This is a genomic window from Modestobacter sp. SYSU DS0511, from assembly GCF_054050755.1.
Genome location: NZ_JBJGZY010000007.1, coordinates 1 through 12,278, shown reverse-complemented (window position 1 = coordinate 12,278; position 12,278 = coordinate 1). Strand labels below are relative to the sequence as shown.

Here is a 12,278-nt window from a genome sequence, read left to right as displayed (position 1 = left end):
CATGCCCATCGGACGACGGCGCAACCGGATCGACCGGACCCTGCGCGAGCGCGGTGTCCCGCCGGAGCCGCAGGTCCGCGAACGGGTCGAGCTGGAGACCTCCGGTCCGTGGGACGTCGCCGACGCCCCGGACGACGGGATGCCGCGGATCGACCTCGGGTCGTTGCGCCTGCCGGCCCTGCCCGGCATGGAGCTGCGGGTGGAGGTCAACCAGCAGCAGCAGGTGGTCGCTGCCACGCTGCGGGCGGGGGAGTCGCTGCTGCAGGTCTCGGCGTTCGCCGCGCCGCGGGCAGGCGGTCTGTGGGACGAGGTCCGCGCGGAGCTGGCCCGCGGCGCCAGCGGCCAGGGTGGGCGGCTGGCGGAGTCCGAGGGGCCGTTCGGTCCGGAGCTGACCGGCACGGTGGTGGCCACCGCGGCGGCGCAGCCCGGTCAGCCCGCCCCGCCCAAGCCGGAGCGGCGGGCGGCCCGGTTCCTGGGCGTCGACGGCCCGCGGTGGTTCCTGCGCGGGCTGCTGAGCGGGCCGGCCGCGGCGCCGGACGGCGACGCGACCGCCCTGGAGGGCGCGTTCCGGGAGATCGTGGTGGTCCGGGGCAGCCAGCCGATGCCGGTGCGCGACCCGCTTCCCCTCACCCTGCCGCCGCAGGCGGCCGAGCAGCTGGCCCGCCAGCAGCAGGCGGGTCGCCCGGCGGCACCGCCGGCCGGCACCGCCGGGTGACCGCACCGGCGGCGTACCGCTACGGGCCGGCCACCGACCAGTTCCTCGAGCTCACCCTGCCGGCCGGCGATGCCCCCGCACCGGTCGCGGTGGTCGTGCACGGCGGCTTCTGGCGCGCGCCCTACGGCATCGAACTGGCCCGCCCGCTGGCCGCCGACCTGGCCCGGCGCGGCTGGGCGGCCGTCGCGGTCGAGTACCGCCGGGTGGGTGCCGGTGGTGGCTGGCCGGCCACCCTCGCCGACGTCGCGGCGGCCGTGGACGCGCGCTGGCAGAGCTGCCCGACCGGGGGCGCCTCGAGCTCGGTGACGTGACGGTGGTCGGCCACTCGGCGGGCGGGCACCTGGCCGCCTGGCTGGCCGGGCGCGGGTCGCTGCCGCCGGGCGCGCCCGGTGCCGCCCCCCGGGTGCGGGTGACCACCGCGGTGCTGCAGGCCGGCGTGCTCGACCTCGCCGCCGCCGCCGCGGCCGGACTCGGGAACGGCGCGGCCCAGGAGCTCCTCGGCGGCGGCCCGGACGACGTCCCCGACCGGTACGCGCTGGCCGACCCGATGCGGCTGCCGCCCACCGGTGCCGCGACGCTGTGCGTGCACGGCACCGAGGACACCTCGGTCCCGCTGGAGCACAGCGAGCGGTACGCCGAGGCGGCCCGGCGCGCCGGTGACCGGGTCGACGTCGACCTCGTGCCCGGTGACCACATGGCGCTCATCGACGTCGCCGGTGAGCCCTGGCGACGCACCGTCGAGTGGCTCAGCACACGCCGGACAGCCGCCCGGCGCGGCACTACCCTGGAGCCGTGACCGAGACCAGGGCCGGGGCACCGGCCGCCCAGCCGGGAGCGCGGGGCTGGCTGTCCCGCACCCTGCAGAAGCTCACCGCCGACGACCACGAGGTCGATGCCCGGGCCCTGCAGTCCGACGTCGCCTCCGCCGGCTGCGAGCCGCTCAGCCACTGCCGCAAGGGTGAGGTGGTCACCGTCACCGGTCGGCTGAAGTCGGTCGTCTACACCCCGCGGGAGACGGTGCCCACCCTGGAGGCCGAGTTGTTCGACGGCTCCGGGTCGGTCACCCTCGTCTGGCTCGGCCGGCGGCGGATCCCCGGGATCGAGCCCGGCCGGCGACTGACCGCCCGGGGCCGCTTCGCGGCGTTCGACGGGCGGCGGGTCATCTACAACCCCTGGTACGAGCTGAGCGCCGGGTGACCCGCCCGTCGGGGGCCGGCCGGTCCGACGACGAGTCGTTCACCTTCGACCGGCACCTGGTGCTCGATCAGCTCGGCGGGTGGCGCGGCATGGTCGACGCCTCGCTGCCGACCGTCGCCTTCGTCGTCGCCAACGCCATCGGCGGCCTGCGGGTCGGCATCTGGACGGCGGTCGTCGCTGCGCTGGTGGTGTTCCTGCTGCGGTTGGTCCGGCGGCAGACCGTCCAGCAGGCGATCAGCGGCCTGTTCGCCGTCGCCGTCGCCGTGGCCATCGCCTGGCGCACCGGGGAGGCCCGCGACTTCTTCGTCCTCGGCATCGTGCGCAACGTCGGGATCGGCGTCGTGCTGCTGGGCTCCCTGGCGTTCCGCCGTCCCTTGGTGGGGGTGGTCGCCGAGTGGTTGGCGCCCAGCCACCTCGGGGCGATGGCGGCCCACCGGGTGCCCTCGCTGCGCGACCGGCTCCCCGGGCGCCGCACCCCGGTGCCCGCGGTCGACGTCGACGCCGCCGCCGAGGCGGTCGTCCGGGCGCGGCAGCCGGACGCCGCTCCGGAGGTGCACTGGCGCGACGACCCGCGGATGCTGCGGGCCTACTCCTGGCTGACCGTGCTGTGGGGCGGGGTCTTCCTGCTGCGCGCCGCGGTCCAGGGCCTCTTCTACTGGCAGGACGAGGTGGGCTGGCTGGGCACCTCGTCGGTGGTGCTGGGCCTGCCGGTGACCGCCGTCCAGCTGGTCATCACGCTGTGGGTGGTGGCCCGTCTGCACCGCCACCGCGCTCCGCAGTCGACTCCCGACCAGGAGCAGCGCCCCGCCTGACAGCCCCTCAGGGGCCCACGCCGAGCTCGCGAGGCGTGGGGGTCAGGCCTCGTCCAGCGGGCTCGACCCAGCGGCTCGGCCCGAGCCCTGCGAGGGACGAGGAGGACGGGCTCCTCCCACCTCCGATCAGCAGCTGCCGTCGGGGCAGAGGATCCGCTGGAGCTCCTCCTCGATGTCGCCGTGGGTGACGAACAGCAGCTCGTCCCCGGCCTCCAGCGGCTCGTCGGGAGCCGGGGTGATCACCCGGTCACCGCGCAGGATCGTGGTCAGCACGGTCTCCCGGGGCAGCGGCACCTCACGCAGCGGCCGGCCCACCCAGGGGGTGTCCTCGGCCAGCGTGATCTCCACCAGGTTCGCCGCCCCCTTGCGGAAGCTCATCAGCCGGACGACGTCGCCGACGGTGACCGCCTCCTCGACCAGGGCGGCGAGCACCCGCGGGGTGGAGACGGCGACGTCGACGCCCCAGGCCTCGGTGTAGAGCCACTCGTTGCGCGGGTCCTTGACCCGGGCGACGACGCGGTTGACCGCGAACTCGGTCTTGGCCAGCAGGGAGACGACCAGGTTGGCCTTGTCGTCACCGGTGGCGGCGATGACCACGTCGCAGGTGGCCAGCTGGGCCTCCTCCAGCGAGGAGACCTCACAGGCGTCGGCCTGCACCCACTCGGCGCCCGGCACGGACTTGGGCTTGACCCGCGAGCCGTTGCGCTCGATGAGCATCACGCTGTGCCCGTTGCCGAGCAGCTCGGTGGCGATGGAGCGGCCGACGGCCCCGGCCCCCACGATGGCGACGCGCATCAGCGGTGCCCTCCTGCGGTCGGGGCCTGGTTCATGGCCTCGTGCACGCGGTCGGTGATGTCGTCGGTGGCGGCGACGACCAGGTGGTCGCCGGTCTGCAGCACGGTGGCCGGGGTGGGGAGCTGGGCCTCGCCGAACCGGAGCAGCCAGGCGGCGCGGGCGCCGGAGGCTGCCTCCAGCTCGGTGAGCCGCCGGCCCACCCAGCTGTCGGTGACGGTGACCCGCATGAGCAGCACCTGTCCGGTGGGCTCGCGCCAGATCTCGGTGACCTTGACCGACAGCAGCTCGCGCATGAGCCGGTTCACCGTCCACGGGACGGTGGCCACGCTCGGGATGCCCATCCGCTCGTAGACCTCCGCGCGCTTGGAGTCGTAGATGCGCGCCACGACGTGCTCGACGCCGAAGGTCTCCCGGGCCACCCGGGCGCTGATGATGTTGGAGTTGTCGCCGCTGCTGACCGCGGCGAAGGCGCCGGCGGAGTCGATGCCGGCGTCGAGCAGCGTCTGCCGGTCGAAGCCGAGCCCGGTCACCTGCCGGCCGCCGAACTCCGGGCCGAGCCGGCGGAACGCCTCCGGGTCCTGGTCGATGACCGCGACGCTGTGCCCGATCGTCTCCAGGCGCCGGGCGATCGCCGACCCGACGCGGCCGCAGCCCATCACGACCACGTGCACTGTCCCACCCCGCCTGATCGACATCTCGTGCCCGAGCGCACCGTGCCCGGGCTCCAGCGGGCGAAGCTACACCCGCAGGAGTGCCGGGGTGGGTGCGCAGGGCCGCTGCCGACGCGCCGGGGGCCCGTGTGAGTGAGGTCGCCCCGTGGTGGCGCTCAGCGGCCCGGTGCGTCCGTACCATCGCCGCCGTGCCATCCCTGTCCGACCTCGGACAACTCCCGAAGCGACTCGTCCTGGGCCGACCGTTGCGCAGCGACCGGGTCGGTGAGTCGCTGCTGCCCAAGCACCTGGCGCTGCCCATCTTCGCCAGCGACCCGCTCTCCTCCGTGGCCTACGCCACCCAGGAGATCCTGATCGTGCTCACGCTGGCCGGGACGGCGTTCCTTTTCCTGGCCCCGTGGCTGGCCGTGGTGGTGGTGCTGCTGCTCACCGTGGTCGTGCTGTCCTACCGGCAGGTGGTGCGCGCCTACCCCTCCGGTGGCGGCGACTACGAGGTCGCGATGAAGAACCACGGCCAGTTCGCCGGGCTCACCGTGGCCAGCGCGCTGCTCACCGACTACGTGCTCACCGTGGCGGTGTCGGTGACGGCGGGCACCGACAACATCATCTCGGCGTTCCCGACGCTGAACGAGCACCGGGTGCTCATCGCCGTCGGCCTGGTGGCGCTGCTGGCCGCGGCCAACCTGCGCGGGCTGCGCGAGTCGGGGCGGACGTTCGCAGTCCCGACGTACCTGTTCGTCGCCGGGATCATGGTCATGATCGTCACCGGGCTGATCCGGGACTTCATGACCGACTCCCCGGTGGTCGCCGAGAGCGCCGGCTGGTCGATCACCCCGGAGCCCGGCTACGAGAACCTGGCCGGGCTGGCGCTCATCTTCTTCGCGCTGCGTGCCTTCGCCTCCGGGTGCACCGCGCTGACCGGTGTGGAGGCGATCGCCAACGGGGTGCCGGCCTTCCGGCCGCCCAAGGGCAAGAACGCCGCCACCACGCTGGCCCTGATGGGCGGCATCGCGGCGACGATGTTCGCCGGGGTGACGGCCCTGGCCCTGCTCGCCGACGTCAAGTACGCCGAGCACACCTGCGACCTGGTCGGCTTCCCGGGCGACTGCGAGACCGACCCGCAGCGCACCGTCATCGCCCAGCTCGCCGCGGCGACGTTCGGCGGGGACACGTCGGTCGGCTTCTTCTACATCCAGGCGGCCACCGCGATGGTGCTGATCCTGGCGGCCAACACCGCGTTCAACGGGTTCCCGCTGCTGGGTTCGGTGCTCGCCCAGGACCGGTTCATGCCCCGCCAGCTGCACACCCGCGGGGACAAGCTGGTCTACAGCAACGGCATCCTGCTGCTGGCCGGTTTCGCGGCGCTGCTCATCGTCGGGTTCGACGCCGACCCCAACCGGCTGATCCAGATGTACATCGTGGGCGTCTTCACCAGCTTCAGCATCGGGCAGTGGGGGATGGTGCGGCACTGGAACCGGGAGCTGCGGGGCACCGAGGACCGCCAGGAGCGGGCCCGGATGCGCCGCTCCCAGCTGATCAACACCATCGGCGGGTCGCTGACCTCGGTCGTGCTGGTGATCATCGTGATCACGAAGTTCACCCACGGGGCGTGGCTGGTCATCCTGGTGATGCCGTTCATCTTCCTGCTGATGCGGGCGATCAACCGGCACTACTCGAACGTCTCCCGGCAGCTGGTGCCCGACACCGACGCCCGCACGCTGCCGAGCAAGGTGCACGCGGTGGTGCTCGTCTCCAAGGTGCACAAGCCCACGCTGCGGGCGCTGGCGTTCGCCCGGGCCACCCGTCCGGACGTGCTGACCGCGCTCACCGTCAACGTCGACGACGCCGAGACCCGGGCACTGCAGGCCGACTGGGACCGCTACGACATCCCCGTCCCCCTCACCGTGCTGGAGTCGCCCTACCGGGAGATCACCCGGCCGGTCGTCGACTTCGTCAAGGACATCCGCCGCGCCAGCCCGCGGGAGCTGGTGGTGGTGTTCGTCCCGCAGTACGTCGTCGGCCACTGGTGGGAGAACGTGCTGCACAACCAGAGCGCGCTGCGGCTGCGCACCCGGCTGCAGTTCCAGCCGGGCGTGATGATCACCAGCGTGCCGTGGCAGCTGGAGAGCTCGATCGACCGCGAGCGTGAGTCCGGTGCGGGCGTCGGCCCGGCGCCCGGGGACCTGCGCCGCGGGCTGACCGACGAGAGCGAGCCCACTCCCTATGGGTAAGGACCCCGCTGCCCCCCGCCACTCGCAGGCTCGCGGCGGGCCCCTGCAGCGGGGCCGGCAGCGTCAGGCGCCGGACTCGTCCGGCGGATGGACGGGCCGCCGCTTCGAGGTGACCGTGGGCCCGGTCGCGCACGGCGGGCACTGCGTGGCCCGGCACGAGGGCCGGGTGGTGTTCGTCCGGCACACGCTGCCCGGCGAGCGGGTCGTCGTCGAGGTCACCGAGGACCGGCAGAAGGGCTTCTGCCGCGCCGACGCCGTCGAGGTGATCGAGGCCGCGGCCGACCGGGTCGAGCGGCCCTGCCCGTACAGCGGGCCGGGGCGCTGCGGCGGGTGCGACTGGCAGCACGTCAGCCACGAGGGCCAGCTCCGGCTGAAGTCCGACGTCGTCCGCGAGCAGCTGTCCCGGCTGGCCGGGCTGGACGTCGACGTGGCGGTCGAGCCGCTGCCCGGGGGGCCGCTGCGCTGGCGGTCGCGGGCCCGGTTCGCCGTCGACCGCACCGGGTCGCCCGGGTTGCGCCGGCACCGCTCGCACGACGTCGTCCCGCTCGACGACTGCCCGATCACCGCCGAGCCCGCCGCGCAGGCGGTGCTGTCCCGCCGCTGGCTGGACGCCGGTGCCGTGGACGTCGCGCTGGACTCGGCCGGGGTGGTGACGACCACGACGCTGGACCGCCGCGGCCGGCCGCTGGAGAGCCAGGTGCTGCGCCCGGGCGCCGACGTCCCGGAGGAGCCGGCCGGCCGCGCGCAGCGCACCGCCGGCGGGCGGGACTGGGAGGTCGAGGGCACCGGCTTCTGGCAGGTGCACCCGGCCGCCGCCGACGCCCTGGTCGGCGCCGTCCGGGAGTTCGCCGCGGCGCAGCCGGAGGAGACGGTGCTGGACCTCTACGCCGGCGCCGGTCTCTTCGGTGGCGCGCTGGCGCCCGCGGTGGGGGAGCGCGGGCGGGTGGTGTGCGTGGAGTCCGACGAGGCCGCCTGCGCCGCCGCCGACGCCAACCTGGCCGATCTGCCCCAGGCCGAGGTGTGGCAGGGCGACGTCGACGCCGCCGGGCTGACCGAGCTGCTGGGCGACCTGGGGCGTCCCGACGTCGTCGTGCTGGACCCGCCGCGGGCGGGTGCCGGACCGGAGGTGAGCCGGGTGATCGCCGCGGCGTCCCCGCGCGCGGTCGTCTACGTGGCCTGCGACCCTGCCTCGCTGGCGCGGGACGTCGCCGCGTTCGGCCGGGCCGGGTACCGGCTGGCGGGCCTGCGCGCCTTCGACGCCTTCCCGATGACCGCCCACGTGGAGTGCGTCGCACTGCTGGTTCCCGCGGGCTGAGCGACGAGGTCCGCGACCTCGGGCTCTCCGGTCGGCGGGAGGGCCCGAGAGCGCAGACCTCGTCAGGCGTCCGCGCGGAGCCAGCGCCATGCCGCGGGCGCCGCTGAGCCGTAGGCCACCCTGATGAACCGGCCCAACTGGGCCACCGGACCCGTCAGCTCGGGGTCGGCCCGCCCCACTCGTCGCCAGACCAGCAACACCAGGACGACGTAGCCGGCGATGGCCAGCAGGCCGGGCAGGACGACCAGCGGCTCCGACGTGCTGGCCGACGTCCGGCCGGTGACCGCCAGCCAGCCCAGCGAGATCACCTGGACCACCCAGAAAACCGCGACACCCGCGAGGTGGGCACCAGCCAGCCGGGCGGAGAAGACCGAGCGGGCGTCGCCGGCGAGCACCCGTCGGTCGCGGAGTCGGTGGAACACCACGACGAGGGCGACGGTCACGACCGTCGTCGCGACGCCGGACCACCCGCCGCTGACCGAAGCCGTCCCGCCGTCCACCCGAGCTCCTGTCGTGCCGATGCTCGCGGGGTGCCGGAGCGAGTTGATCATGCCGGGCGGGGGGTGGGCCTGCCGCGAGACCAGGACACCGGGTCACACTTCGAACACACGTGCGATCCGGTGTCGGGCTGCGGCCCGGTCGGCCGCACACTGGTCCGGTGAGCGACGCACTGCCACCGGGATGGCCGGACGAGGTCGCGCCGCCGGGCGCCCCCGACTGGGAGCGGACCGCCGTCGCCTGGCTCTACGACCTGGTCCCGCCGGACTACCGGGCCCACGAGGTGCTGCGCCGGTACCCGGTGCTGCTCGCCCGATTCGCCGCCGACCACGTCGCCGCCGGCCTGGAGGCCGCACGCGCCGGCTGGCGGACGGTGCGGGTCGAGCTGGCCGACCAGCTGCCGCCCGACGCCATGGAGGCGGCGATGACCGCCTACGAGCGGGAGGGCGCCCGGCTGGGCCGCGCGGCCCGGGGCGTCGAGGTGGTCGCCGGGGCGCTGCGCGGCGAACGCTGGGTGCCGCGGCTGTAGCTCCGCCGCTCACCGGGCAGGTCGCCGGTTCGCGGCTACAGTTGGGATCCCACCGGCAGTGCCCTCCCGGGCGCCGTCGTCGTCGAGAGGACCCTGCCCCGTCGTGTCGTTGCTCAGCTCGCTGACCGGGCCCGCCGACCTCCGGGCGCTGCGGCCGGACCAGCTGCCGGTCCTGGCCGCCGAGATCCGCGACGCGCTGGTCGCCAGCGTGGCGAAGACCGGTGGGCACCTCGGCCCGAACCTGGGCGCGGTCGAGCTGACCATCGCGCTGCACCGGGTGTTCGACTCCCCGCGCGAGCCGATCGTCTTCGACACCGGGCACCAGGCCTACGTGCACAAGCTGCTCACCGGGCGGCTCGACGGCTTCGGCCAACTGCGCCAGCGCGGCGGCCTGTCCGGCTACCCGAGCCGGGCCGAGAGCGAGCACGACTGGGTGGAGAACAGCCACGCCTCCACCTCGCTGTCCTACGCCGACGGGCTGGCCAAGGCCTTCGCCGTCCGCGGCGAGGTGCGGCCGGTGGCCGCGGTCATCGGCGACGGCGCGCTGACCGGTGGCATGGCCTGGGAGGCGCTGAACAACATCGCCGCCGCCCAGGACCGCCCGGTGGTCATCGTGGTCAACGACAACGGCCGCTCCTACTCGCCGACCATCGGCGGCGTCGCCGACGCGCTGGCCAGCCTGCGGCTGCGACCGGGCTACGAGGAGGCGCTGGCCGCCGTCCGGCAGGCGCTGCACAAGGCGCCGGTGGTGGGCACCAAGCTCTACGACGCGCTGCACGCGATCAAGAAGGGCCTCAAGGACGTCCTGTCCCCGCAGGGCATGTTCGAGGACCTCGGCATGAAGTACGTCGGCCCGGTCGACGGCCACGACGTGGAGATGATGGAGCACGCGCTGCGCCGCGCCCGCTCCTTCGGTGGGCCGGTCATCGTGCACGCGGTCACCACCAAGGGGTTCGGCTACCCGCCGGCGGAGACCGACACCGTCGACGCCTGGCACTCCACCGGGGTCTTCGAGCCCGACAGCGGGCTCTCCTCGGCGGCCAAGGGGCCGGAGTGGACCGACGTCTTCGCCGACGAGCTGGTGCGCATCGGCACCGAGCGCTCCGACGTCGTCGCGATCACCGCCGCGATGCTGCACCCGACCGGGCTGGCGCCGTTCGCCGAGCGGTTCCCCGAGCGCACCTACGACGTCGGCATCGCCGAGCAGCACGCGCTGACCTCGGCCGCCGGGCTGGCGATGGCCGGGCTGCACCCGGTCGTCGCCGTGTACTCGACCTTCCTCAACCGGGCGTTCGACCAGCTGCTGATGGACGTCGCGCTGCACCGGCAGCCGGTCACCGTGGTGCTCGACCGCGCCGGGGTCACCGGATCCGACGGCGCCTCGCACAACGGCATGTGGGACATGTCGATCCTCTCCGTCGTGCCCGGCCTGCGCCTGGCCGCGCCGCGCGACGAGCCGACGCTGCGCGAGGCGCTGCGGGAGTCGATGGAGGTCGCCGACGCGCCCACCGTCGTCCGCTTCCCCAAGGGTGCGCTGCCGGTCGAGGTGCCCGCGCTGGAGCGCCGGGGCCCGGTCGACGTGCTGCGCCGGGCGGCGACGCCGGAGGTGCTGCTGGTCGCCGTCGGCTCGCTGGTGCCGATGTGCCTGGCCGTCGCCGAACGCGCGGCCGACCACGGCATCGAGGTGACGGTCGTCGATCCGCGGTGGGTGCTGCCGGTCGCCGACGAGCTGGTCGACCTGGCCGGTGAGCACCGGCTGGTCGTCACCGTCGAGGACGGCGGCCGCGCCGGCGGCGTGGGGACGACGCTCAGCCAGGCGCTGCAGGACCGCGACTGCGACGTGCCGGTGCGCAGCCTGGGCCTGCCGCAGCGCTTCTTCGACCACGGCAGCCGCGGTCAGGTGCTGGCCGACGCGGGGCTGACCGAGCAGGACGTCGCCCGCCGGATCGTCGAGTGGGCGGCCCGGGTCGCCGACCGGAGCGCCGGGGAGAACCGGGTGGCCGACGTCGAGGGCCAGCAGCAGTGAGCGAGCCCAGCGGCGAGTGGGTGATCGCCGAGATCCAGGTCGCGCCCTCCCCGCCCGGAACCCCGGACGACCCGCACGCGCACGTCGAGGCGGCGATCGGCGCGATCGTCGGGTCCGGGCTGCGGTACGAGGTCGGTGCGCTGGGCACCACGCTGGAGGGCCCGGCGGACGTCGTCTGGGACACCCTCCGCGCCGCGCACGAGGCGATGATGCTGGCCGGCGCCGACGGTGGGCTGTCGCACGTCAAGATCGCCTCCGTGCAGCGCACGATGGACTCGCTGACCCACAAGTTCCGCTGACTCCGGTCGCCGGGGCCGCGACCGGCGGCCGGCCGCTCACCGGCCGGGCGCGGCGCCGTCAGGCGGTGCGCAGCGCGCGGAGCATCTCCCGCAGCGGCGGCCAGGCCTGAGCGGTGGCGGCCAGGGGATCCGGACTCGCGGCGACCCACAGCGCGGCCTCGTTCATCGCGCCGGACAGCAGGGCCGCGATCGCCGGCACCGGGTGGTCGCCGAGCTGCCCGGCTGCCTGCAGGGCGGACAGCGCCTCCACGAGCAGGCGGCCGGAGTGGGCGGTGTCCTCGGCCCGCCACTCCTGCCAGCCGAGGACGGCGGGGGCGTCGATGAGCATCACCCGCCGGACCGCAGGGGCCGCGCTGGCGGTGAGGAAGGCCCGGCACCCGGCCTCCAGTGCCGCCCAGGGGTCACGCTCCGCCTCAGCGGCAGTGCCCACCGCAGCGGCGACGTCGGCCTGGACGTGGGCGAGGACCGCGCGGAAGAGCGCCGCCTTGCCGGCGTAGTGGTGGTAGACCGCACCGCGAGTCACCCCGGCCTCGGCTGCCACCGCCTCCAGGCCCACCCCGGCGTAGCCGTGCCGGGTGAACAGCTCACCGGCGACCGCGAGGACCCGGGCCGCGGTCGCTTCGCTCTCCGCATGGCTGCGACGGGGCATGACCCTCCTTGGTACGTGCAGTGTGTACGTATAACGTCCTCGATACCATCACACTGTATGTATCGGAGGGTTCCGTGTTGACCAGCGCCTACCCCGTGCTGATGAGCGCCGATGTGGGATCTGCCGCCCGCTTCTACGTCGAGCACCTCGGCTTCGTGCCCACCTTCGAGTCCGACTGGTACGTCAGCCTCCGTCGTCAGACCTGGGAACTCGGCCTGGTGGCGGCGGACCACCCGACCGTCCCGGAGACGCACCGCGGTGTCGTCGCGAGCGGCCTGCTGCTCAACCTGGAGGTGGACGACGTGGACGCAGAGTTCGCGCGCCTGACCGCCGGCGGGGGAGTCGCGGTGGCGTTGGCGCTGCGTTCGGAGCCCTTCGGGCAGCGGCACTTCATCGTGGCGGCGCCCGACGGCGTGCTGGTGGACGTCATCACGCCGATCCCGCCGTCCGCCGAGTTCGCGTCGCAGTTCCGCTGAGCCGGCCGGCGTCCTGGCTCACCGTGCGTGCTCCTGGCTCACGGTGGGGGCTGAGCCAGGAGCAC

The 12,278-nt window shown here is 74.6% G+C and carries 15 protein-coding genes; 11 read left to right on the top strand and 4 right to left on the bottom strand.

The features are described 5' to 3' along the window. Position 1 precedes the first annotated feature (1 nt). The 5 genes from ACI783_RS05240 to ACI783_RS05220 are packed head-to-tail and all read left to right on the top strand — an operon-like array spanning position 2 to position 2,724. Positions 2-715, top strand: coding sequence for a DUF3710 domain-containing protein (locus tag ACI783_RS05240; RefSeq protein ID WP_457139456.1), 714 nt, complete (start codon positions 2-4; stop codon positions 713-715). Next, positions 712-1,026: an alpha/beta hydrolase family protein gene (locus ACI783_RS05235; protein WP_457139455.1), complete on the top strand. Its 315-nt coding sequence runs from the start codon at positions 712-714 to the stop codon at positions 1,024-1,026. Before ACI783_RS05240 ends, ACI783_RS05235 begins: the two co-directional genes overlap by 4 nt. Then, entirely contained in the window at positions 1,023-1,511 is a 489-nt protein-coding gene (locus ACI783_RS05230) for an alpha/beta hydrolase family protein (RefSeq protein ID WP_457139454.1), read from the top strand. Before ACI783_RS05235 ends, ACI783_RS05230 begins: the two co-directional genes overlap by 4 nt. After that, positions 1,508-1,912 (top strand): OB-fold nucleic acid binding domain-containing protein, encoded by a 405-nt coding sequence (locus ACI783_RS05225; protein WP_457080757.1) that lies wholly within the window; start codon positions 1,508-1,510, stop codon positions 1,910-1,912. Before ACI783_RS05230 ends, ACI783_RS05225 begins: the two co-directional genes overlap by 4 nt. Beyond that, a complete protein-coding gene (locus ACI783_RS05220) occupies positions 1,909-2,724 on the top strand; it encodes a DUF3159 domain-containing protein (RefSeq protein WP_457139453.1) in 816 nt (271 codons plus the stop codon). The genes ACI783_RS05225 and ACI783_RS05220 overlap by 4 nt, the downstream gene beginning before the upstream one ends. 126 nt (positions 2,725-2,850) lie before the next feature. On the opposite strand, the gene ACI783_RS05215 is transcribed toward ACI783_RS05220, so the two are convergent. Both ACI783_RS05215 and ACI783_RS05210 read right to left on the bottom strand, forming a co-directional pair. Then, a complete protein-coding gene (locus ACI783_RS05215; protein WP_457139452.1) occupies positions 2,851-3,519 on the bottom strand; it encodes a potassium channel family protein in 669 nt (222 codons plus the stop codon). After that, a complete protein-coding gene (locus ACI783_RS05210; protein WP_457139451.1) occupies positions 3,519-4,190 on the bottom strand; it encodes a potassium channel family protein in 672 nt (223 codons plus the stop codon). The genes ACI783_RS05215 and ACI783_RS05210 overlap by 1 nt, the downstream gene beginning before the upstream one ends. A gap of 188 nt (positions 4,191-4,378) precedes the next feature. Between ACI783_RS05210 and ACI783_RS05205 the strand changes: the two genes are divergently transcribed. Together ACI783_RS05205 and ACI783_RS05200 are read left to right on the top strand one after the other, a co-directional pair. Further along, positions 4,379-6,421: an APC family permease gene (locus tag ACI783_RS05205; protein ID WP_457139450.1), complete on the top strand. Its 2,043-nt coding sequence runs from the start codon at positions 4,379-4,381 to the stop codon at positions 6,419-6,421. Between the two features lie 43 nt (positions 6,422-6,464). Next, positions 6,465-7,736 carry a class I SAM-dependent RNA methyltransferase gene (locus ACI783_RS05200; protein ID WP_457139549.1) on the top strand — a complete coding sequence of 424 codons (1,272 nt, stop codon included), beginning with the start codon at positions 6,465-6,467 and terminating at the stop codon, positions 7,734-7,736. 62 nt (positions 7,737-7,798) lie between these two features. Here the strand turns inward: ACI783_RS05200 and ACI783_RS05195 are convergent, their stop codons facing one another. Next, positions 7,799-8,179, bottom strand: coding sequence for a hypothetical protein (locus ACI783_RS05195; RefSeq protein WP_457139449.1), 381 nt, complete (start codon positions 8,177-8,179; stop codon positions 7,799-7,801). A gap of 215 nt (positions 8,180-8,394) precedes the next feature. Here ACI783_RS05195 and ACI783_RS05190 point away from each other — a divergent pair, with 215 nt between their 5' ends. The 3 genes from ACI783_RS05190 (at position 8,395) to ACI783_RS05180 (ending at position 11,088) form a co-directional block, all read left to right on the top strand. After that, complete coding sequence (locus ACI783_RS05190) at positions 8,395-8,763, top strand: hypothetical protein (protein WP_457080772.1); 369 nt, start codon at positions 8,395-8,397, stop codon at positions 8,761-8,763. Between the two features lie 103 nt (positions 8,764-8,866). Further along, positions 8,867-10,789 carry a 1-deoxy-D-xylulose-5-phosphate synthase gene (gene dxs / locus ACI783_RS05185; protein WP_457139448.1) on the top strand — a complete coding sequence of 641 codons (1,923 nt, stop codon included), beginning with the start codon at positions 8,867-8,869 and terminating at the stop codon, positions 10,787-10,789. Further along, positions 10,786-11,088, top strand: coding sequence for a thiamine-binding protein (locus ACI783_RS05180; protein WP_457139447.1), 303 nt, complete (start codon positions 10,786-10,788; stop codon positions 11,086-11,088). Before dxs ends, ACI783_RS05180 begins: the two co-directional genes overlap by 4 nt. 58 nt (positions 11,089-11,146) lie before the next feature. On the opposite strand, the gene ACI783_RS05175 is transcribed toward ACI783_RS05180, so the two are convergent. Further along, complete coding sequence (locus ACI783_RS05175; protein ID WP_457139446.1) at positions 11,147-11,737, bottom strand: TetR/AcrR family transcriptional regulator; 591 nt, start codon at positions 11,735-11,737, stop codon at positions 11,147-11,149. Between the two features lie 101 nt (positions 11,738-11,838). Between ACI783_RS05175 and ACI783_RS05170 the strand changes: the two genes are divergently transcribed. Further along, the gene (locus ACI783_RS05170) at positions 11,839-12,213 is read left to right on the top strand and encodes a VOC family protein (RefSeq protein ID WP_457139445.1); all 375 of its coding nucleotides are present in this window, start codon (positions 11,839-11,841) and stop codon (positions 12,211-12,213) included. Positions 12,214-12,278: the final 65 nt, after the last annotated feature.

What these genes read in the sequence shown, in the direction of transcription:
- ACI783_RS05215 (WP_457139452.1), bottom strand. Translation starts at nt 3,519, where the DNA reads ATGCGCGTCGCCATCGTGGGGGCCGGGGCCGTCGGCCGCTCCATCGCC.
- ACI783_RS05175 (WP_457139446.1), bottom strand. Translation starts at nt 11,737, where the DNA reads ATGCCCCGTCGCAGCCATGCGGAGAGCGAAGCGACCGCGGCCCGGGTC.
- ACI783_RS05170 (WP_457139445.1), top strand. Translation starts at nt 11,839, where the DNA reads ATGAGCGCCGATGTGGGATCTGCCGCCCGCTTCTACGTCGAGCACCTC.
- ACI783_RS05240 (WP_457139456.1), top strand. Translation starts at nt 2, where the DNA reads ATGCCCATCGGACGACGGCGCAACCGGATCGACCGGACCCTGCGCGAG.